Origin of the sequence: Micromonospora zamorensis, assembly GCF_900090275.1 — a bacterium.
GTDB classification, from domain to species: Bacteria; Actinomycetota; Actinomycetes; order Mycobacteriales; family Micromonosporaceae; genus Micromonospora; species Micromonospora zamorensis.
The window spans coordinates 129,544-149,763 of record NZ_LT607755.1 but is presented as its reverse complement, the minus strand read 5'-3'; the positions used below and the strand labels follow the sequence as shown (position 1 = coordinate 149,763).

Annotated in this window: 18 protein-coding genes, 1 tRNA gene and 1 pseudogene; 8 read left to right on the top strand and 12 right to left on the bottom strand. The window is 71.9% G+C overall.

Features of this window, described 5'->3' with window-relative positions:
• Positions 1-30: 30 nt before the first annotated feature.
• The 5 genes from ilvA to GA0070619_RS00680 all read right to left on the bottom strand — a co-directional run bounded on the left by ilvA (position 31) and on the right by GA0070619_RS00680 (position 5,907).
• Positions 31-1,251 carry a threonine ammonia-lyase gene (ilvA, locus tag GA0070619_RS00700; protein WP_088946265.1) on the bottom strand — a complete coding sequence of 407 codons (1,221 nt, stop codon included), beginning with the start codon at positions 1,249-1,251 and terminating at the stop codon, positions 31-33.
• A complete protein-coding gene (locus GA0070619_RS00695) occupies positions 1,248-2,147 on the bottom strand; it encodes a DUF4328 domain-containing protein (RefSeq protein ID WP_088946264.1) in 900 nt (299 codons plus the stop codon). Before GA0070619_RS00695 ends, ilvA begins: the two co-directional genes overlap by 4 nt.
• Positions 2,148-2,191: 44 nt before the next feature.
• Positions 2,192-3,601 carry an amidase gene (locus tag GA0070619_RS00690; RefSeq protein ID WP_088946263.1) on the bottom strand — a complete coding sequence of 470 codons (1,410 nt, stop codon included), beginning with the start codon at positions 3,599-3,601 and terminating at the stop codon, positions 2,192-2,194.
• A gap of 12 nt (positions 3,602-3,613) precedes the next feature.
• The gene (locus GA0070619_RS00685; RefSeq protein ID WP_088946262.1) at positions 3,614-4,756 is read right to left on the bottom strand and encodes a cystathionine gamma-synthase; all 1,143 of its coding nucleotides are present in this window, start codon (positions 4,754-4,756) and stop codon (positions 3,614-3,616) included.
• A gap of 101 nt (positions 4,757-4,857) precedes the next feature.
• Positions 4,858-5,907 carry a hypothetical protein gene (locus GA0070619_RS00680; protein WP_157743863.1) on the bottom strand — a complete coding sequence of 350 codons (1,050 nt, stop codon included), beginning with the start codon at positions 5,905-5,907 and terminating at the stop codon, positions 4,858-4,860.
• 118 nt (positions 5,908-6,025) lie between these two features.
• Between GA0070619_RS00680 and GA0070619_RS00675 the strand changes: the two genes are divergently transcribed.
• From GA0070619_RS00675 to GA0070619_RS00660, 4 genes are all read left to right on the top strand, one after another.
• A complete protein-coding gene (locus tag GA0070619_RS00675; RefSeq protein WP_088946260.1) occupies positions 6,026-6,448 on the top strand; it encodes an HIT family protein in 423 nt (140 codons plus the stop codon).
• A gap of 75 nt (positions 6,449-6,523) precedes the next feature.
• Positions 6,524-7,186: a peptide-methionine (S)-S-oxide reductase MsrA gene (gene msrA, locus GA0070619_RS00670; RefSeq protein WP_088946259.1), complete on the top strand. Its 663-nt coding sequence runs from the start codon at positions 6,524-6,526 to the stop codon at positions 7,184-7,186.
• Between the two features lie 386 nt (positions 7,187-7,572).
• The gene (locus tag GA0070619_RS00665) at positions 7,573-8,502 is read left to right on the top strand and encodes a ribonuclease Z (RefSeq protein ID WP_088946258.1); all 930 of its coding nucleotides are present in this window, start codon (positions 7,573-7,575) and stop codon (positions 8,500-8,502) included.
• Complete coding sequence (locus tag GA0070619_RS00660) at positions 8,499-9,008, top strand: GNAT family N-acetyltransferase (RefSeq protein WP_088946257.1); 510 nt, start codon at positions 8,499-8,501, stop codon at positions 9,006-9,008. The genes GA0070619_RS00665 and GA0070619_RS00660 overlap by 4 nt, the downstream gene beginning before the upstream one ends.
• Before the next feature lie 145 nt (positions 9,009-9,153).
• On the opposite strand, the gene GA0070619_RS00655 is transcribed toward GA0070619_RS00660, so the two are convergent.
• On the bottom strand, positions 9,154-10,524 hold the full coding sequence (locus GA0070619_RS00655) for a cystathionine beta-synthase (RefSeq protein WP_088946256.1): 1,371 nt from the start codon (positions 10,522-10,524) through the stop codon (positions 9,154-9,156).
• A 71-nt stretch (positions 10,525-10,595) separates the two neighbouring features.
• On the bottom strand, positions 10,596-10,952 hold the full coding sequence (locus tag GA0070619_RS00650; protein WP_088946255.1) for a YkvA family protein: 357 nt from the start codon (positions 10,950-10,952) through the stop codon (positions 10,596-10,598).
• Between the two features lie 150 nt (positions 10,953-11,102).
• Between GA0070619_RS00650 and GA0070619_RS00645 the strand changes: the two are divergent.
• The 3 genes and pseudogenes from GA0070619_RS00645 to GA0070619_RS00635 form a co-directional block, all read left to right on the top strand.
• Positions 11,103-12,181, top strand: a pseudogene (locus GA0070619_RS00645) (SGNH/GDSL hydrolase family protein); the annotation flags it as partial.
• On the top strand, positions 12,173-12,961 hold the full coding sequence (locus GA0070619_RS00640) for an SGNH/GDSL hydrolase family protein (RefSeq protein ID WP_414855650.1): 789 nt from the start codon (positions 12,173-12,175) through the stop codon (positions 12,959-12,961). The pseudogene GA0070619_RS00645 and the gene GA0070619_RS00640, both read left to right, overlap by 9 nt.
• Before the next feature lie 77 nt (positions 12,962-13,038).
• Positions 13,039-14,301, top strand: coding sequence for an acetyl-CoA C-acetyltransferase (locus GA0070619_RS00635; RefSeq protein WP_088946252.1), 1,263 nt, complete (start codon positions 13,039-13,041; stop codon positions 14,299-14,301).
• A 2-nt stretch (positions 14,302-14,303) separates the two neighbouring features.
• Here GA0070619_RS00635 and GA0070619_RS00630 read toward each other — a convergent pair whose 3' ends face one another.
• The 4 genes from GA0070619_RS00630 to GA0070619_RS00615 form a co-directional block, all read right to left on the bottom strand.
• Positions 14,304-14,624: a hypothetical protein gene (locus tag GA0070619_RS00630; RefSeq protein ID WP_088946251.1), complete on the bottom strand. Its 321-nt coding sequence runs from the start codon at positions 14,622-14,624 to the stop codon at positions 14,304-14,306.
• 46 nt (positions 14,625-14,670) lie between these two features.
• Positions 14,671-15,429: a Bax inhibitor-1/YccA family protein gene (locus GA0070619_RS00625; RefSeq protein WP_088946250.1), complete on the bottom strand. Its 759-nt coding sequence runs from the start codon at positions 15,427-15,429 to the stop codon at positions 14,671-14,673.
• Between the two features lie 309 nt (positions 15,430-15,738).
• Complete coding sequence (locus GA0070619_RS00620; protein WP_088946249.1) at positions 15,739-16,554, bottom strand: Bax inhibitor-1/YccA family protein; 816 nt, start codon at positions 16,552-16,554, stop codon at positions 15,739-15,741.
• A 108-nt stretch (positions 16,555-16,662) separates the two neighbouring features.
• A tRNA-Leu gene (locus GA0070619_RS00615) sits at positions 16,663-16,743 on the bottom strand.
• 101 nt (positions 16,744-16,844) lie between these two features.
• Here GA0070619_RS00615 and GA0070619_RS00610 point away from each other — a divergent pair.
• Positions 16,845-18,704 (top strand): hypothetical protein, encoded by a 1,860-nt coding sequence (locus GA0070619_RS00610; protein ID WP_172861938.1) that lies wholly within the window; start codon positions 16,845-16,847, stop codon positions 18,702-18,704.
• Positions 18,705-18,787: 83 nt separating this feature from the next.
• On the opposite strand, the gene GA0070619_RS00605 is transcribed toward GA0070619_RS00610, so the two are convergent.
• Positions 18,788-20,119: an NAD(P)/FAD-dependent oxidoreductase gene (locus GA0070619_RS00605; RefSeq protein WP_088946248.1), complete on the bottom strand. Its 1,332-nt coding sequence runs from the start codon at positions 20,117-20,119 to the stop codon at positions 18,788-18,790.
• Between the last annotated feature and the right edge of the window lie 101 nt (positions 20,120-20,220).

Below are 20,220 nucleotides of genomic sequence, written 5' to 3'. Positions count from 1 at the left end.
ACCGCTTCCGAGGCGTGGCACCCACCGGTGTCACGCCTCGGCGGCGAAAACCACCTGGTAGCCGCTGGCCCGCAGGGCGCTGATCAGCGTGTCCGAGTGCTCCACGCCCCGGGTCTCGACCGACAGCGCCACCTCCACCTCGCCGAGGCCGAGGTGTGGGTTGGCCCGCTGGTGCTCCACGTCCACGACGTTGGCCCGGTGCTCGGCGATCTGGCTGAGCAGCGACGCGAGTTGTCCCGGCCGGTCCGAGCAGCGCACTGTCACCCGCAGGTAGCGACCCGCGGCGGCCAACCCGTGCTCGATCACCCGCAGCATCAGCAACGGGTCGATGTTGCCGCCGGACAGCACCGCGACCACCGGCGTCTCCACCTCGACCACGCCCGCCAGCAACGCGGCGACGCCGACCGCCCCGGCCGGCTCGACGACCTGCTTACCGCGTTCCAACAGCATCAGCAGGGCCCGGGAGATGTCCTCCTCGGAGACCGTGACGATCTCGTCGACGAGTTTGCGCACGTGGTTGAAGGTGATCTCCCCGGGCCGACCGACTGCGATGCCGTCGGCGATGGTGGAGAAGGTGGGCAGCCGGACCGGCTCCCCGGCCACCAGCGAGGGCGGGAACGCCGCCGCCCCGGCGGCCTGGACGCCGATGATCCGGACGTCCGGTCGCAACGCCTTCGCGGCCACCGCCATGCCCGAGATCAGCCCGCCACCACCCACCCCGGTGATGATCGTCTTCACTTCCGGGCACTGTTCGAGGATCTCCAGCGCCACCGTCCCCTGACCGGCGATCACGTCGGCGTGGTCGAACGGGTGGATCAGCACCGCGCCGGTGCGCTCGGCGTACGTGTGCGCGGCGACCAGCGACTCGTCGACGGTGTTGCCGGCCAGCTCGACCTGCGCGCCGTACCCCTTGGTGGCGGCCACCTTCGGCAGGGGCGCGTTGACCGGCATGAAGACGGTGGCGTGCGTGCCGACCAGGCCGGCGGCGAGGGCCACGCCCTGCGCGTGGTTGCCCGCGCTGGCCGCGACCACGCCCCGCTCCCGCTCCTCGGCCGACAGCCGGGAGATCCGCACGTACGCGCCCCGCACCTTGTACGAGCCGGCACGCTGCACGTTCTCGCACTTGAGCCAGGTCGGCCCGCCCAGTGCCGCGCTGAGCGGACGGGAGGGCTCCAGCGGAGTGGTCCGGATGACGCCGGCGAGCAACTCCCGTGCGGCCCGCACGTCGTCGAGACTGACCAGTTCCGTCATGCCCCGATCGTGCCACCCGCTTCCGGAGTCCTTTGCGGCGCACCGACCGGGCCCGGCCCCGGGGCGAAACCAGGCGGGACCGACCCGGCCGGCCAGACCGGGGCGTTCGGCCAGACCGGGGCGTTCGGCCACGCTGGCACCGCGCGGGCGACGCGGGCCTCCTGGGCTGCGGAGATCCGCTGGATCAGCAGGTACAGCGCCACCGCGGCGATCACGCAGGCCACTGCGGGCACGGCGTTGCGCAGGAGCGAGTCGCGGTAGTAGTCGCCGTACGCCTGGTAGTCGCCGTTGGTGGATGGTGTCTCCGGCAGCTTGTCGTACGCCCGGCTGTCGAGGCGGCTGACCACCCGCTCGCCGATGCTGAAGACCAGCCAGGCACTCCACCAGACGGTCACCAGGGTCGGGGTGAAGCGCCGCCAGAGGCTGTCCCGCGCCACGTTGGCGATCACCCGGACCGGCATCACGAGGTTCGCGAAGGGCACCAGCCAACCGGCGATCGCCCACCCTGCACCGAGCGTCGGCAGCGCACCTGGGAACGCCTCGATGTTCTTCCGCGCCCGCCAGGTCCAGATGATCACAAGCACGGCGGCGGTGAGGTACGCGGCCACCATGGGCAGCGACAGCACCACCTGCACGATCAACGCGGCGAGCAGCAGCTCATGCTCGTTGTCGACCCGGGCCTGCCGAGCCAGGGCCATCCCCACCAGCGGGGAGAGCGCCACCGCCAGGTACAGCACGGTGGTCGCGCCGACCGCGATGCGGGCGGCCAGACCGAGCCCGCGCACCCGGTAGGTCGGCAGCCCGGGAGTGACGGCGGGCTGGCCCAGCGGTGTGTAGCACCGCTGGCATTCGTTGTGCTCGGGGGACGTGGCGCCCCCGCAGGTCTGGCAGTGCATGAGAGCCCCCGGTCCGCGCGTTGATGCGCGCACACCGTAGACGATCATGCGGTGGCCGGCGACCCCGTTCCGACGCGGGGATAGCCGGGGGCGTGGCGCGCCCACGGGGCGGCCATCTCGAACTGGCCGGCCACACCGAGCAGCAGCAGCTCCGAGCCGGGCGGACCGACCAGTTGCACGGCGACCGGCAGGCCGTCCGGGCGCCGACCCACCGGCACCACGACCGCCGGCAGGCCGGCGATGTTCCACGGAGCGGCGTACGGGGCGTACCGGATGTTGGCTGTCATGTTCGCCCGCCAGGACCTCTCCGACCAGCGGGCCGCCTCGGGCGGCGCGGTGGCCAGCGCCGGGGTGAGCAGCAGGTCGACCGAGTGGTCGGTGAAGAAGTCGACCGACCGTTGCCGCCACGCGGCACGGTCGGCCTCCCGCACGTAGCCGCGGCGCTGCGCCCACTCACCCAGCGCGACGTGCCGCCGGGTACGCCGTTGCAGGCCACGCCGGTCCAGCCCGGAGGCCCGGACGTCGGTGGCGGCGGCGGCGAACCAGGTGGCGATGCCCTGCAGGCCGAGCGCGGTGGGGTAGACCGGGTCGGCGGGGACCGTGTCGTGCCCGGCGGCGGCGAGAAGCCGGCCGGCGGCGGCGACCGCGTCCCGGTTCGGCGCGTCGGGTGCGACACCGCGCACCGGCGAGCGCAGCGAGACGCCCACCCGCAGCCGCTGCGGCGGGACCAGCTTCTCGGGACGCCGGCCGGCGAGCACCGAGAAGCCAACCGCCGCGTCGGCGACGGTGCTGGTCAGCATGCCGTGCTCGGTGAGACCGAACCAGTCGTCCGCGCCGAGCTGGCAGGGAACCACGCCGCGACCGGGCTTGAGCCCGACCAGGCCGCAACAGGCCGCGGGGATCCGGATCGAACCGAGGCCGTCGTTGCCGTGCGCGATCGGCACCAGCCCGGCCGCCACCGCGGCGGCCGCGCCACCGGAGGACCCCCCGGGAGTACGCGTGCTGTCCCACGGGTTACGGGTCACCGCGCTGTCGTCGTCGGTGAGTGCCCACAGCCCCAGCTCCGGCATGCGGGTCACGCCGAGGATGACCGCGCCGGCACCGCGCAGCCGACGCACCACCTCGTGGTCGGCCTCGGCGACGTCGCTGCGGGCGGCCGCCGACCCGTTCCAGGTGGGCAGGCCGGCGACCGGAGTGTTCTCCTTGACCGCCACCGGCACCCCGGCCAGCGGCAGGTTGGCCAGGTCCTCCTGCTCGTCGACCTTCTCCGCCTCGGTGATCGCCTCGCCGCCGCGAACGGCGCGGAACGCGGCCAGTTCGCGGTCGGCTCGGGAGATGTACTCGAGGTGGTCGGCGACGACCTGGGTGGCCGAGACGTCACCCCGGCGTACGCCCCGGGCGATCTGCTTGGCGGTCGTCCCGACCCAGGTCGCCTTGATGTCCTGCACGGCCATCCTCCCCAGCGGTCAGCCCAGCGCCTGCTCCAGATCGGCGAGCAGGTCGTCGACCGTCTCGATGCCGACAGACAGTCGCACGAGATCGCCGGGAACTTCAAGCGGCGAGCCGGCAGCACTTGCGTGTGTCATCCGACCCGGGTGCTCGATCAGGGACTCCACGCCGCCCAGCGACTCGGCGAGCACGAAGAGCTTGGTGCGGTTGCAGATCTCGACGGCGTGGTCCTCACCACCGGCGGCGCGGAACGAGATCATGCCGCCGAACCGGCGCATCTGCTTCGCGGCCACCTCGTGACCGGGGTGCGAGGGCAGCCCCGGGTAGATCACCTGGGCCACCTTGGCGTGCCCGTCGAGGTACGCGGCGAGCCGCTCGGCGTTGTCGCAGTGCCGGTCCATCCGTACCCCGAGGGTCTTGATGCCGCGCAGCGTGAGCCAGGCGTCGAACGGGCCGTTGATCGCGCCCATCGCGTTCTGGTGGTAGCGCAGCTCCTCGCCGAGTGCGGCGTCGGCGACGATGAGCGCGCCACCGACGACGTCGGAGTGCCCGCCGATGTACTTGGTGGTGGAGTGCACCACCACGTCCGCGCCGTGCGCGATCGGCTGCTGGAGGTACGGCGAGGCGAAGGTGTTGTCGACCACCAGCAGCGCGCCCGCGTCGTGCGCGACACCGGCCAGGGCGGCGATGTCGGCGATGCCGAGCAGCGGGTTGGTCGGCGTCTCCAGCCAGACGATCTTCGTGCGGCCGGGCTGCACCGCCGCCCGGATCGCGTCCGGGTCGGAGACCTTGGCCGGGGTGAACTCCAGGCCCCAGCGCTGGGCGACCCGGGCGAAGAGCCGGTACGTGCCGCCGTACGCGTCGTCCGGGATCACCACGTGGTCGCCCGGCTGGCACACGGCGCGCAGCAGGGTGTCCTCCGCCGCCAGGCCGCTGGCGAAGGCGAGGCCGACCGGCCCGCCCTCCAGCGCTGCCAGGCACTCCTGGAGCGCGTCGCGGGTCGGGTTGCCCGAGCGGCTGTACTCGTAGCCGAGCCGGGGCGCGCCGACGGCGTCCTGCGCGTACGTGCTGGTCTGGTAGATCGGTGGGATCACCGCGCCGGTACGGGCCTCAGGGTCCTGGCCGGCATGGATGGCGAGCGTCTCGAAGCCGTGGTTCATGCTCGTGAGGCTAATCCCCCGTCCCGAGGACTGGAACGGAACCCGCGCTCCCAGGCGGGGGCCGGACCAACCGGCCCGGCCCCCGTGCTTCCAAGGCCCGGTCAGGTGGCCGGGACAGGCAGGACGTGCAGGGTGGCCGGATTGGCCCCGGTCCAGTCGTAGGAGACCGCATAGACCCGGGCTCCGTTGGGCGCCCAGGCCAACGCGCCCGGGCTGAGTTCGTCGCCCAGCTCGAACTGGGCCAACGCGGTGCCGTCCGACCGGAAGAGGAACACGTCCGGCGCGTAGCTGGCGTCCGCTCCGGCGGCGATCCGGCTGCCGTCGCGGGACACCTCGACGGCATTCGGGTACGCACCGGTCTGGTAGGTCGCCGAGGGGATGCTGATGTCGGCGAACGGGAACGCCTGCACCTCGTACGGGGCACCGGAGGCGGTGTAGAGGGTGGTACCGGTCGGGTCGAGGGCGATGTCCTGCAGGTTGCTGCCGATCGCCGTCCAGTCGTTCGCCCGTAGCAGGGTCAGTGCTCCCCCCGCTCCGATCGCGTACGCGTAGACCGACGCCGGGCTCAACCCCGCCTGCCCGGCCAGCAGCACCGAACGGTTCTGGCTGGCAGCGGCCAGCAGCGGAGCGCCGTAGAAGTCCTGGGTGGTGGCCATCCCCGTGGTCACCCGGGCCGGCTGGCGTCCCAGGTCGATCCGGCCGATGTTGCCACCCCACTGGTCGCAGCCGTAGCCGAACCACAGGTACCGGCCGGTCAACGCCAGTGACGACGGGCACTCGCCCACGCCGGTGTCGTAGCGGGCCGACTCGATCAGGGAGCCGGTGTCGAAGGCGGCGATGGCGTTGGCGCTGGGCAGCGCCACGTAGAGGGTCTGCCGGTCGGCGCTGAGCAGCAGGTCGGTGGGGCCGGGCAGGTCGGCCAGGGTGCCGACGAGAGCGCCGGTCGCGCTGGTCACCACGACGTCGGTGGAGGAGCGGCCACCGCTGACGAAGACCCGGTCGCCGGCGGACACCACGTCGGCCACCTGGGTCAGCGGCAGCGGGGTGGCGGTCGGCGTGGCAGCCGCCACGGCGGGGCCCGGGAACGCGCCGGTGAGCAGCCCGGCGGTCAGTGCCGCCAGGGCCACGGTGGCGCCTCTTCTGATCTGCAAGGTTCGTCCTTTCGGAGCGCAGGTCACGCCTGCACTGATCGAGTGCGATAGATGAGTACCACAGGCGGTGCGGGCGTGGGGGGCCCGCGCGTCGCCGGCCGCCGCCTAGCCTGGGCGGATGAGCGGGTGCGTGTTCTGCGGGATCGTGGCGGGTGAGGTGCCGGCCTTCAAGGTCGCCGACACCCCGGACGGGGTGGCGTTCCTGGATACTCGGCCGGTGTTCAAGGGGCATGTGCTGGTGGTGCCCCGGGTTCATCTGGTGGCCCTCGCCGAGTTGCCGTCCAACCTGCTGCCGGGCTACTTCGCGCTGGTCCAGCGCCTGGCGGTGGCAGTGGAGACCGGTCTGGGGGCCGGTGGGACGTTCGTGGCGATGAACAACAAGGTGTCCCAGTCCGTCCCGCACCTGCACACCCACGTGGTTCCACGGACCAAGGGCGACGGGCTGCGGGGCTTCTTCTGGCCGCGTACCCGCTACGAGGACGACGCCGACGCCCGGACGCACGCGGACCGGGTCGCCGCCGCACTCCCGGCCGGGGCCTGACTCACACCGGCGCGGGTAAGGAAGGTGGACCCACCGGTGTTACACGCTGGGAGAGGTACGAGAGGAGATCCCCACGTGTTTTTGCGCCGTATGAACGCCGAGATGGTTTCGCCCGACCAGGCCCTGCCGGGCCGTCCGATCGCCATGCCGGTCGCCGACCGCCACGAGGTGCTGGGCACCCCGCTGAAGGGCCCGTTCCCGGAGGGCCTGCAGGTCGCGGTCTTCGGCATGGGCTGTTTCTGGGGCGCCGAGCGGCTGTTCTGGACGCTGCCCGGTGTCTACACCACCTCCGCCGGCTACGCGGGTGGCGTCACCAAGAACCCGACGTACGAGGAGACGTGTTCCGGCCGGACCGGGCACGCCGAGGTCGTCCAGGTGGTGTACGACCCCAGCAAGATCACTTATGAGGACCTGCTGAAGGTCTTCTGGGAGAACCACGACCCGACCCAGGGCATGCGCCAGGGCAACGACGTGGGCACCCAGTACCGGTCGGCGATCTACACGACCACCGACGAGCAGCGAGCCATCGCGGAGTCGTCCCGGGACGCGTTCCAGCCGATCGTGACGCGCGCCGGCAAGGGTGAGATCACCACGGAGATCGCCCCGCTCGGCAGCTACTACTTCGCCGAGGACTACCACCAGCAGTATCTGGCGCCGACCAAGAACCCGAACGGCTACTGCAACCACGGCCCGAACGGGCTGAGCTGCCCGGTCGGCGTGGCCCGAGTCGCCGGCTGACCACCGCCACCTGCACCAGCGTGATGCCCGGCCGCCGATGAGGTGGCCGGGCATTCCCATCTGACCGTGTGATCGAAATCCGTTGCCGAGCCCGCCGGGAACTCGATAACGTGGCCGTACACGTGAAGGGAGGTGGTCCAGACTTGTATAGCAATCGGACTCGTGAGGTGGCTGTCAGCTAGCCGCTGTCCTCGACAGTGATCGGCCCGCCGCGAGGTGGGCAACAGCACCATCGTCGAGACCGTGTGGCAGCGGTGCGGCGAATCCACGACAGCCACCCGACCCCCGGGGTGCCGGCCAAGTCCAGCCGGCCCGCGCAACAGCGCGGAGCGCCCCGGGGGTCGCTCCATATCCGGAGGCCCGGCGATATATCCGGAGGACCGGCGATGTCCATGCGCGAGCTGGTGGTGCTCGGGACGGCCAGCCAGGCGCCGACCCGTCAGCGCAACCACAACGGGTACGTGTTGCGCTGGGACGACGAGGTGATCCTCTTCGACCCGGGTGAGGGCAGCCAGCGTCAGCTCCTGCACACCAGTGTCACCGCCACCGACCTGACCCGGATCTGCATCACCCACTTCCACGGCGACCACTGCCTCGGCCTGCCCGGCACCATCCAGCGACTCTCCCTGGACCGGGTGCCACACCCGGTCGCCGTGCACTTCCCGGCCGGCGGGGCCGAATACTTCGCCCGACTCCGGCACGCGACCTCCTTCTACGAGACCGCCGAACTCCAGGTCACCCCGATCGAGACGGACGGCCAACGGATCGCGCTGAGCTGCGGCACGTTGGAGGCACGCCGACTGCGGCACCCCATCGAGACGTACGGCTACCGGCTGGTCGAGCCGGACGGCCACCGGATGCTGCCGGAGAAGCTGAGCGCGTACGGCATCGCCGGGCCGGCTGTCGGCGAGCTGATCCGCGTCGGGCACCTGGACCTCGACGGACGTCGCGTCACTCGCGACGAGGTGAGCGAGCCCCGGCCGGGGCAGCGGTTCGCGTTCGTGATGGACACCGGCCTCTGCGACGGGGTGTACGCCCTCGCCGAGCACGCCGACCTGCTGGTCATCGAGTCGACGTTCCTGGAGTCGGAGGCCGCGCTCGCCGCCGAGGTCGGCCACCTGACCGCGGCGCAGGCCGCCCGGGTGGCGACCGAGTCCGGTGTACGCCGGCTCGTGCTCACCCACTTCTCCCAGCGCTACTCCGACCCGCGCCGGTTCCACGACGAGGCACGCGCGCACTTCGACGGTGACCTGATCATCGCCGAGGACCTGACCGTGGTGCAGCTCCCACCCCGCCGGGTAGCCTCGGCCGGATGACCGTCACGCTCCGCCCAGCAACCGGTGACGACCTGATGGCGGTGGGCGCCCTGCACCAACGCTCCCGGGTCGCCACGTACTCCTCGTTCCTGCCGGCCGAGGCGCTGGCCGACCCGACGCCGGAGGCGATGGGGCGCTACTGGGTCGAGCGGTGGCAATGGGAGCGGGACACCCACCGGATGTTCGTGGCCGAACGGGCCGGGACGCTGGCCGGGTTCAGCTACCTGGGCCCGGACGACGAGGACGACCCCGCCACCGGGCTGCTCAACGCGATCCATCTCGACCCGGTCGAGCAGGGCCGGGGCGTCGGCCGCGCGCTGATGGTGGACGCGCTGGACGCCATGCGGGCGCGAGGATGGCAGCGGGCGGTGCTCTGGGTGCTCCGGGACAACTCCCACGCCCGCGCCTTCTACCAGCGCGGCGGCTGGACCCCGACCGGAGCGGAGCGTGAGGAGCAGATCGGCCTTGCCCCCACACTCCAACTGCGCTACGCCCGCCCTCTCTGAGCAGTCCTCGCCGGCGCCTTTGCTCTGCTTACCAATAAGCACCAGCGGTGACCGTGACCGTGGGTGGTGCGTATGCGTATGCAGAGCAAAGGGCGCGACAGCGTGGCCCGGTGCCTCGCCCGCAGGCGGGGCACCGGGACGGGACTCAGTGGGCGCCGAGGTGGGCCAGGAGGTCCTGGCGGGTGAGGACGCCCTTGGGCTTGCCGTCGACCAGGACGAGCGCGGCGTCGGACTTCTCCAGCAGGCCGACGGCCTCGCTGACCGGCTGACCGCCCCCGATCATCGGCAGCGGGTCGCCCATGTGCCGCTCGATGGTGTCGTGCAGGTGGGCCTGGCCGGTGAAGAGCGCGTCGAGCAGGTCCCGCTCGGCGATCGAGCCGGCGACCTCACCGGTCACCACCGGCGGCTCGGCCTTGAGCACCGGCAGCTGCGAGACGCCGTACTCCCGCATGTAGTCGATCGCGTCGCGGACCGTCTCGGTCGGGTGCACGTGCACCAACTCGGGCAGCCCGCCCGGCTTGCTGGCCAGCGCGTCGGCCACTGTCGGCTCGGCGCCGGAGTTGTCGAGGAAGCCGTACCGGGCCATCCACGAGTCGTTGAAGATCTTCGAGAGGTAGCCCCGGCCGCCGTCCGGCAGCAGCACCACCACCACGTCGTCCGGGCCGGCCTTGCGGGCGACCTCCAGCGCGGCGACCACCGCCATCCCGCAGGAGCCACCGACCAGCAGCCCTTCCTCGCGGGCCAACCGCCGGGTCATCTCGAAGGACGCCTTGTCGGACACCTCGACGATCTCGTCGGCGACACCCTGGTCGTACGTCTCCGGCCAGAAGTCCTCGCCGACGCCCTCCACCAGGTACGGACGGCCGGTGCCCCCGGAGTAGACCGAACCTTCCGGGTCGGCTCCGATGATGCGCACCCGACCCTCGGAGGCCTCCTTGAGGTAGCGCCCGATGCCGGAGATCGTGCCGCCGGTGCCCACGCCGGTCACGAAGTGGGTGAGCCCGCCCTCGGTCTGCTTCCACAGCTCCGGGCCGGTGGTCTCGTAGTGCGAGCGCGGGTTGGCCGGGTTGCTGTACTGGTTGGGCTTCCAGGCGCCGGGGATCTCCCGGGTCAGCCGGTCGGAGACGTTGTAGTACGAGCGCGGGTCCTCCGGAGCGACAGCGGTCGGGCAGACCACCACCTCGGCGCCGTATGCCCGGAGCACGTCCTGCTTGTCCTGGCTGACCTTGTCGGGGCAGACGAAGACGCACTTGTAGCCCTTGAGCTGGGCCACCAGGGCCAGCCCGACGCCGGTGTTGCCGCTGGTCGGCTCGACGATGGTGCCGCCGGGCTTGAGCAGGCCGGCGGCCTCGGCGTCCTCCACCATCCGCAGCGCGATCCGGTCCTTCACCGAGCCGCCCGGGTTGACGTACTCCACCTTGGCCAGCACGGTGGCCTGGATGCCCTCGGTGACGTTACGCAGACGTACCAGCGGGGTGTTGCCGATCATGTCGACGACGTTGTCGTAGTACTGCACGGTGTGCCCTTCGTTGCGGCGCCGGCGACCGCGGCCGGGCAGACGTTTCCTCGCGTCCAGCGTACGTGCCGTCAGGGCACCAGCCCCCCGGGGATGACCGAGCTGCGGCGGGCTTCCCACTCCAGGAAGCGATCGGTCTCGGCGAGCACGCTGCCAGCCAGCCAGGTGATCATGACCGCGTCGTCGGCGAGCCCGAAGATCGCCAGCGGGATCTCCGGCAGCAGGTCGATCGGCGAGACGATGTACGCCGTGGCGGCGGTCATCAGGGCCAGTCGCAGGCCGCCGTCGTACTCCCCCTTGGTGGTGGCCCGGATCATCCGGGGCAGCGCGGCCAACCGCGTGCCCAATGACGGCCCACCACGGGCCCCAGCCGCCAGTGCCCGCGCGAGGGCCGTGAACGCCGCGCTGCGCTTCAGTGTCTTCCCCATCGTCGCGCTCCTCTCCGCCGGATCAGCGTGGCGGGTCGGCGCAAGTCGGCCGGCCTCTCCTGGACAGATACCCCGTCGCGTCGGTTTCCAGGCACTGGAGTGGCGTCGCGACGACAGCGGCGTGTCGGACCGGCGCGATAATGTCGTGGTATGGGGGTGGCTGATTCCGTCGTACCCGGCGGAGAGCACTGGCGGCAGGCCCGGCGGTTCGCCCGCCTGGCGGCCATCGGGACGGGTGCCACCGCGGCGGCCGCGGTGGCGACCGGCGGCGTGCTGCTCGGCCAGGCCCGACAGGCCCGACGCACCATCCCGATGGCCGAGGCACCGCCGCCACGCTGCGACGGGACGTACGGCGCGAAATTCCCCGGCCCTGCACTCACCATGGTCGTGCTCGGTGACTCCTCGGCGGCCGGCTACGGGGTGCACCGTCGCCGGGAGACACCTGGCGCACTGCTCGCCACCGGCCTGTCCCGTCGGCTGCACCGACCGGTGCGACTGCACCGCTTCGCGGTGGTCGGTGCCATCTCCTCGGCGCTGCGGCACCAGGTGGAGGCGGCGCTGGAGTGCCGACCCGACATCGCGGTGATCCTCATCGGCGGCAACGACATCACCAACCGCACCCCCCGTGGGCTGGCGGTGCGCTACCTGGTCGAGGCGGTGCACACGCTGCGCGACGCCGGCTGCGAGGTGGTCGTCGGCACCTGCCCCGACCTGGGCGCGATCCGCCCGATCCAACCGCCGCTGCGGTGGCTGGCGCACCGGTGGAGCCGCCAACTCGCCGCGGCCCAGACGGTCGCGGTGGTCGAGGCCGGCGGTTGGACGGTCTCCCTCGGTGATCTGCTCGGCCCCCGGTTCACCGCCGAGCCGACCCGGATGTTCGCCTGGGACCGGTTCCATCCCTCCGCCGAGGGGTACGCGATGGCCGCTGCAGCGCTCCTGCCGACGATGCTCTCCGCGCTCGGCGCTGGGCAGGAACGACGGGCCACACCGACCCGGGGCGAGGGCGTACGGTCGCTGCCGGAGGCCGCGCAGCAGGCGGCCCGGCACGCCGGCACGGAGGTCAGCGGCACCCAGGTCCGGGGCCGCGACCGAGGGCCGGCGGGCCGGTGGGCGCAGTTGCGCCGGCGGGCGTTCTTCGGTGTCGGTGCGGTGCCGCACGGGTCCGCCTCGGACACCTCGACAGTGGAGGGACTGGCATGAACGAGCGCAGCGAGCGGGGCGTGATCTCCGGCCTCGCCGGCCGACTGGGTCGGGCGGCGGCGTTCTCGCTGCTCACCGGCACCGTGGGCGGTGCCGCCGTCCTGGCCGGCGAGGCGTTCGTGGCCCGGCACCGGCGGTACGCCCAACCGGAGCTGGGGCTGGCCCTGCGGGCCACGATCGGTCGGGCTGGCGCCCCGCCGTTGCGGCTGGTGCTGCTCGGCGACTCGTCAGCGCTGGGCGTGGGTGTCGACCGGCTTGAGGACACCATCGGCGGGCAGTTGGCCAACCTGCTCGCCGAGGGCCCGACGGGCCGGCGGGTGCACCTGTCCAGCGTCGGCGTCTCCGGGTCCCGTTCGACCGACCTGGCCACCCAGGTGGCCCGGGCCCTGCTCGGTGAGCGGCCCGACGTGGCGCTGGTCCTGATCGGCGCGAACGACGCCACCGGGCTGCGCCGGCCGGTCGACGCGGCGGCCTATCTCGCTGCCGCGGTGCACCGCCTGCGAGAGGCGCGGGTCGAGGTGGTGGTGGGCACGTGCCCCGATCTCGGCGCGGTGCGTGCCATCGCGCCTCCGCTGCGCCAGGTGGTCGGCTGGTCCGGGCGACGGATGGCCCGTGCGCAGACCACGGCCGTGCTGGACGCTGGCGGCTCGGTGGTCGACCTGGGCACCGAGACCGGGCCGGTGTTCCGGGCCGATGCGGGGACGCTCTGCCACGACGGCTTCCACCCCTCCGCCGACGGTTACCGGGTGTGGGCGCACGCGCTGCTGCCCGCCGTCGCCACCGCCGCGACGGTTGCCACCCGGCGCTAGATCGTTCCCGGTCAGGGTGACATTTCCCGCCGCGCCGGCTTCTTCCGCGCATGTTACCGGCGGGTTAACGTTGGTCCATGCCGATTGAGTCGTCCCGCGACGCCGTCATCGTCGCCACCGCCCGCTCCCCCATCGGCCGGGCGCACAAGGGGTCCCTGCGCGACGTCCGTTCCGACGACCTCGCCGCGACCATCGTCCAGGCCGCCCTGGACAAGATCCCCCAGCTCGACCCGACCACGATCGACGACCTCTACCTCGGGTGTGGCCTGCCCGGTGGCGAGCAGGGCTTCAACATGGCCCGGGTGGTGTCCACACTGCTCGGTCTGGACACTGTGCCCGGCGCCACGCTGACCCGCTACTGCGCCTCGTCGTTGCAGACCACCCGGATGGCGATGCACGCGATCCGGGCCGGCGAGGGCGACGTGTTCGTCTCCGCCGGCGTGGAGATGGTCTCCAGCTACGCCCGGGGCAGCTCCGACGGGCTGCCTCCCGAGGCGCAGGCCCTCGTCGGCGGCGGCTGGGAAAACCCGCGCTTCGGCGCGGCGGCCGAGCGCTCGAAGCGCCGCGCACAGGGCGGCGCCGAGGTGTGGACCGACCCGCGTGAGGCCGGTGAGCTGCCCGACATCTACCTGACCATGGGGCAGACCGCGGAAAACCTGGCCCAGGTGCACGACGTGAGCCGCGCCGACATGGACGAGTTCGGCGTACGCAGCCAGAACCTCGCCGAGAAGGCCATCGCCGACGGCTTCTGGGCCCGGGAGATCACCCCGGTCACCACGCCGAACGGCACCGTGGTGAGCACCGACGACGGTCCCCGTGCCGGCGTCACGCTCGACGCGGTCTCCGGTCTCAAGCCGGTGTTCCGCCCGGACGGCCGGATCACCGCGGGCAACTGCTGCCCGCTCAACGACGGCGCGGCCGCCGTGGTGGTGATGAGCGCCCAGCGGGCCGAGGAGCTCGGGCTCACCCCGCTGGCCCGGATCGTCTCCACCGGTGTGACCGCCCTGTCGCCGGAGATCATGGGCCTCGGCCCCGTCGAGGCGTCCCGCCAGGCCCTGAAGCGGGCCGGCATGACCATCGACGACGTCGACCTCGTGGAGATCAACGAGGCGTTCGCCGCGCAGGTCATCCCCTCCTACCGCCAGTTGGGCATCCCGGAGGAGAAGCTGAACGTGATGGGCGGCGCGATCGCGGTCGGTCACCCGTTCGGCATGACCGGCGCACGGATCACCGGCACCCTGCTCAACGCCCTCGAGTGGCACGACAAGACCATCGGTCTGGAGACCATGTGCGTCGGCGGCGGCCAGGGCATGGCCATGGTGCTCGAACGGTTGAACTGACCTCAGAGCGCGCTGCGGGTCGCCGCCACCTCGGCGGCGGCCCGGGCCAACGCCTCGGCCCCCGGGTCGGCGGCCACCAGGTCCGCTGTCACCACCCGTAGCTGATCGGGCAGGGCAAGGTCGTTGTCGAGCCGGGGCACGACCCGACGCGGCTCTCCCTCGGCGTCGGCGGCCAGGTTGGCGATCTCCTGCACCAGACGATGCACCAGGTCGGCGCGGGACACGTTGCCGGCGGTCGCGATGGCCGACCAGCGCGGCTGCTGCCAGTGCACGATCTGACGGACCAGCAACTGCATGGCCTTGTCCAACTCCGCTGCGCTCATCGCCGCCGAGTCTACGGCCGGCACCGACCGCGCCTGGTCGGCCCGGTCAACGGCGCAGGTAACTGAGCAGCCGAAGCAGTTGCCAGTAGAGGAACACCAACCCGGTGAGCAGGCCGAACGCGCTCAGCCACGCGTACCGGCGGGGTCGACCGTCGCGCACCGAACGCTCGACGAGGTCGAAGTCGAGGATGAAGCTGAACGCCCCGGCGATGATGGCCACCACCGAGAAGGCGTACGGCAGCCAGCCGACCTCCCCGCTGACGCTGTAGACCTCCAGCCCCGGTCGCCCGGAGATCAGGTACGACACCAGGTTGACGACGCTGAGCACGGCGATGCCGAGCAACGTGCCGATCACCAGGCGGGCCAGCCGGGGCGTCGCCCGGATCACCCGGGCCCGGTAGAGCGCCGCCATGCCGAGGAAGACGCCGAAGGTGCCGGCCACCGCCTGCACCACGATGCCCGGATAGACCTGCTCGAACGCGCGGCTCGCCACCCCCAGCAGCAGGCCCTGGAGCAGGGCGTAGCCGACGATCGGCACCGGGTTGGTGATCCCCCGCAGCGAGATGACCAGGACCAGCGCGATCGAGGCGAGGGCGCTGCCGGCCAGTGCGGCACCCAGCCAGGCCACGTCGGGGATCACCACCCAGGACACCGCCGCGGTCGCGCCGGTGACGACCAGCAGCCCGACGGTACGGATCACCACGTCGTCGACAGTCATCGGCTCGACGTCGCGGGAGCCGAGCACCCGGGTCTCCACCCGGCCGGTCTCGTCCAGCCGGTTGAGCACCGGGTTGTTGCTGCGCACCGCCGCCTCCTTCGCCCGCGTACCCCAGGGCGTGTGTCAAAGCCCCTGGCCGGCCTGCGACGGGCCCAAACGACGACCGGCCGCGTTGGGAATTGGCCCGGATACAACACCGGTATCCGGGCCAATTCCCGCCTTGCCGGACCGCCGCCTGGACTCCGCCTCGGCTCGACCGAGGCTTTGACACACGCCCTTGCAGTCACTCTGCCCCGGGCGGCCCCGCGCTGGCGGCGAAACGGCGGGCCCGGTGCGAACGACGGCGCCCGCCCCCGCAAGAGCGGGAGCGGGCGCCGGTCGGCAGAGCGGACGAGGTCAGTCGTCGCCCTGGAAGTAGCTCAGCAGGCGCAGGATCTCGATGTAGAGCCAGACCAGGCTGACCAGGATGCCGAACGCGGCCACCCAGGAGTAGCGCTGCGGCAGGCCCATCCGGACGCCGTCCTCGATCTCCTTGAAGCTGAGCACGAAGCTCAACGAGGCGACCACGATGCAGACCACGCTGAAACCGATCGCCAGCGGGCTGCCGTCACGCAGGCCCGTGTTGACGCCGAACATGGCCAGCACGAAGTTGATCAGCATGACGGCGAAGAGGCCGACCATCACCGCGATCATGCCCTTGACGAAGGCCGGGGTGGCCCGGATGACCTTCGCCTTGTAGAGCATCGCCATCAGGAAGAAGATGCCGAAGCTGGCCACGGCGGCCTGGAGCACGATGCCGTCGTAGCGCGTCTCGAACGCCTTGCTCACCATGCCGACGAAAACGCCCTCGACGAGGGCGTACGCGATGACGAGTGCCGGGTTGGCCATCCGGGAGAACGAGATGATCAGGCCCAGGACCAGGCCGACCACCGCCGCGCCGATCCAGGCGATGCTGACCAGCGAGTCGGGCACGAGCACCCAGGCGGCCGCGGCGGTGATGCCGAGGATGCCGAGCAGAGCGACCGTCTTGACGACCACGTCGTCGACGGTCATGGGCGCCACGGTGGGCGGCGCAGCCGGGTAACCGGCCTGGGACGGGTACTGCTGGGGAATGCCGGGCTGTCCGTACGGCCCGGCCGGGGCGTACCCGGCGGAGCGCTCCCGCTCGGCCGCTTGGCCGAGCCGGGCGAGCACCGGGTTCGAGGTCTTCACTGTCTGGCCTCCCTCAGGGGGTCGTTTGCACGTGAACGTGCCCTCCAAGAGTAAACGGCGCAGCCAAGTCCTGGTGATCACGAATGAGAATGCGTGGGAGCCGACCGGTGCCCGGGGCGGGGGTCGAACCCGCACGCCTTTCGGCAGCCGCTTTTAAGGCGGCCGTGTCTGCCTTTCCACCACCCGGGCGGGTGGCACCGGCGCGCCGACACGCACGATGCAATGTCACCGTAGCGGGTCTGCGGCGACCCGACGTACCCCGTGGGGCCGGTCACATTAGGGTCGATGCCGTGAGCAGCGCAGCCCCCACGGCCCCCGACGCCGCCCCTGAGCAGGCCTTCCGCCTCGCCGATCAGGTCAACCGCCGGCCCCGGGCCGTTCGGCTCCTGGCCGCCGTCCGTCGGCACCGGCTGGATCTGCTGGCCGCTCTGGTCTGCGCGGTGCTGGCCGGCTGGGTCACCCACGGGTTGTGGCCAGACCCGGCTGGCCGCACGCTGGCCCTCAATCCGGAGGACCAGGCCCTCTACGAGTGGTTCCTGGCCGTCGACGCCCGCGCGCTGCTCGGCGACTTCGGCCTGCTCACCGACCGTCTCAACGCGCCCGACGGCGTCAACCTGATGGCCAACACCACGGTGATCGCGCTGGGCATCGTCTTCGCGCCGGTCACCCTGCTGCTGGGCGCGCCGGTCACCTTCGCGCTGCTCGCCGCCGCCAACCTCGCTGGTACGGCCTTCGCCTGGTACCTGCTGTTCCACCGGACGCTGCGCGCCCGCCGGCTCGCGGCCGCGCTCGGCGGAGGGCTCTGCGGGTTCGGCCCAGGCATGATCTCGCAGACCAACAGCCACCTGCACATGACCGCCCAGTGGCTGGTGCCGGTGATCGTCTGGCTGGTGGCCCGACTGCTGCGGGCATCCGACCCGGGGCCCACGACTCTCGACCGAACCGGTCGCGACCGGTCGCCCGGGCCGGATCGCCGGCGGATGCTCACCTCGGCGGCGGGACTGGCCGCCGCGGTCACCGCGCAGGTCTTCATCGGCGAGGAGGTGCTCTTCCTCGCCGCCGTCACGCTGCTGGTGATGGCGATCAGCTACGCCGTGGCGGACCGGGACCTGGCCCGGCGGGCGCTGCCCGGCTTCGCCGGCGGGCTGGCGATCGCCGCCGGGCTCGCCCTACTGGTGCTCGGCTACCCGCTGTGGTTCCAGTTCGCCGGCCCGCAGGGGGTCGCCGACGGGATGTTCACGCCGGCCTACTTCTCCGCCGACCTGAGCAGCTGGTGGACGATCTCCCCCCTGTCGGTTGCCGGCAGCGACCAGTCCGCCCGGCTGACCACCGGCCCGGCCGAGTACAACACCTTCCTCGGCTGGCCCCTGCTGCTGGTCGCTGCGGTCTGCGCGATCTGGGCCGGGCGACGCCGACTGGTCCTCGCCTGCGTGGTGGCGGGCCTCGTGATGGGTGCGCTCTCGCTCGGCCCGGAGGTGGTGCTCGGCGGCACCAGGACAGCGCTGCCCGGCCCGTACGCCCTGATCGGCGGGCTGCCGGTGGTGGACGGCGCGTTGCCGATGCGGTTCGCGCTGGCGTTGCTGCCGATCATCGCGACGCTGGTGGTGCTGGCGGTCGACCGGGCTCTACGCGGCACCGGCCGGGCACGACGGCTCGTGCCCCTGGCCGTCGGCGCGGCACTGCTGCCGATCTTCCCGACCCCGCTGCCGACCGCCGAACGGCCCGCCGTGCCGGAATTCGTCAGCGGCGGCCACTGGCGGCAGTGCGTACGCCCCGGCGGGGTGCTCGTCCCGGTGCCGCTTCCGACGCCGAAGGAGCCCTGGCCGATGCGCTGGGCGACCGCTGCCGACGCCGCCTTCGGTCTGCCGGAAGGGTTCTTCATCGGCCCGTACGGGCGGGGCGGCACCGCGGCGATGGGCACCTTCAAGCAGCCCACCTCCGCGCTGCTGGCGGACGTCGCGCGGCGCGGTGACCAACCGGCCATCGGCGACGAGCAGCGCCGCCAGGCCGCACGGGACGCCCAGTTCTGGGGTGCCTCCTGCATCGCGTTGGCCGACGACGCCCCGCACGCCGAGAGTCTGCGCGCGACCCTGGAGCAGCTGTACGGCCCCGCCACCCGGATCGCCGACGCGTGGATCTGGCGCGTCTGACGCCACCTGCGGCCGGACGTGCTGCGGCCGGACGTCAGAAAGGGCCCCTCCCGACCGGGAGGGGCCCTTTCGCAGACCTGAGATCAGACGCGCGGCGCGCCGACCGGCTGGGACGCCTCGACGAACTCCTCGCGCGGGTCGTGCAGCTGCCCGAGGGCCACCACCTCACGCTTGAGGAAGAACGCCAACGACCAGTCCACGACCACCCGGACCTTGCGGTTGAACGACGGGATCCGGCTCATGTGGTACGTCCGGTGCATGACCCACGCCGGCCAGCCGGTCATCTTGATCCCGTACACCTGGGCGACGCCCTTGTGCAGGCCGAGGCTCGCGACGCTGCCGACGTGCTTGTGCTTGTAGTTGACCGGCTCGCGGCCCCGGATCACGGCCGTGATGTTGTCGGCCATCCGGGCGGCCTGGCGCACCGCGTGCTGGGCGCTCGGCGAGCAGAAGTTGCCCGGCTCCTTGGTGAGGTCCGGCACGGCGGCGCAGTCGCCGGCGCTCCACGCGCCCTCGACCACCTGGTCGCCGTCGACCACCTGGAGAGTGGGCAGGCAGGTGATCCGCCGACGGTCGTCGCGCGGGAAGTCGGTCGAGTCCAGCATCGGCGACGGCTTCACGCCGGCCGTCCACACGATCGTGTCGGACCGGAAGCTGTCACCGTCGGAGAGCTTGACCACCCCGTCGACGCAGGACTCGAGCCGGGTGTCCAGCCGGATGTCCATGTTCCGCTTCATCAACTGCTGGACGGTGTAGGCGCCCATGTCCCGGTCGACCTCGGGCAGCACCCGCTGGGTGGCCTCGACCAGCACCCAGCGAACCTCGTCCTGCTTGAGCTCCGGGTAGTAACGCAGGGCGTCGCGAGCCATGTCCTCCATCTCGGCGAGCGCCTCGATGCCGGCGTACCCACCGCCCACGAAGGTGAAGGTCAGCGCCGCACGACGGACGTCCGGATCCGGCGTGGCCGCAGCCACGTCGAGCCGGTCCAGTACGTGGTTGCGCAGGTAGATCGCCTCGCCGATGGTCTTGAATCCGATGCCCTGCTCGTGCAGGCCGGGGATCGGCAGAGTGCGGGAGACCGAACCCGGCGCCACGATCACGTGGTCGTAGGTGATCTCCCGGGCCGGGCCGCTGATCGGCTGCACGGTGGCCACCTTGCGGCCGTGCTCGATCCGCGTGACAGTGCCGGCCACCATCTTGCAGCGACGCAACTCCCGCCGCAGGGGCACCACGGAGTGCCGCGGGGAGATGTTGCCCGCCGCTGCCTCCGGCAGGAACGGCTGGTAGGTCATGTGCGGCTGGGGATCCACCACCATGACCTCAGCCTCACGGGAGCTGAGCTTCTTCGACAGGCGCAGCGCCGCGTACAGACCGACGTGCCCGGCACCCACCACAAGGATCCGCTTCGGATTCACGTTGTCTATCTTTCCCCGGCCGGCTCAGGTAATCCCGCTCGCGGCCCCCATCTGTGACGGAGCACAACCCATGTGACCTGCGTAACCCTCAGGTCGCAACG

Excerpts from the sequence above, each read along its gene's own strand:
- GA0070619_RS00690 (WP_088946263.1), bottom strand. The coding sequence starts at position 3,601 with ATGGCCGTGCAGGACATCAAGGCGACCTGGGTCGGGACGACCGCCAAG.
- GA0070619_RS00650 (WP_088946255.1), bottom strand. The coding sequence starts at position 10,952 with ATGGGGAAGACACTGAAGCGCAGCGCGGCGTTCACGGCCCTCGCGCGG.
- GA0070619_RS00660 (WP_088946257.1), top strand. The coding sequence starts at position 8,499 with ATGACCGTCACGCTCCGCCCAGCAACCGGTGACGACCTGATGGCGGTG.
- GA0070619_RS00685 (WP_088946262.1), bottom strand. The coding sequence starts at position 4,756 with ATGAACCACGGCTTCGAGACGCTCGCCATCCATGCCGGCCAGGACCCT.
- GA0070619_RS00630 (WP_088946251.1), bottom strand. The coding sequence starts at position 14,624 with ATGAGCGCAGCGGAGTTGGACAAGGCCATGCAGTTGCTGGTCCGTCAG.
- GA0070619_RS00695 (WP_088946264.1), bottom strand. The coding sequence starts at position 2,147 with ATGCACTGCCAGACCTGCGGGGGCGCCACGTCCCCCGAGCACAACGAA.
- GA0070619_RS00675 (WP_088946260.1), top strand. The coding sequence starts at position 6,026 with ATGAGCGGGTGCGTGTTCTGCGGGATCGTGGCGGGTGAGGTGCCGGCC.
- ilvA (WP_088946265.1), bottom strand. The coding sequence starts at position 1,251 with ATGACGGAACTGGTCAGTCTCGACGACGTGCGGGCCGCACGGGAGTTG.
- GA0070619_RS00665 (WP_088946258.1), top strand. The coding sequence starts at position 7,573 with ATGTCCATGCGCGAGCTGGTGGTGCTCGGGACGGCCAGCCAGGCGCCG.
- GA0070619_RS00635 (WP_088946252.1), top strand. The coding sequence starts at position 13,039 with ATGCCGATTGAGTCGTCCCGCGACGCCGTCATCGTCGCCACCGCCCGC.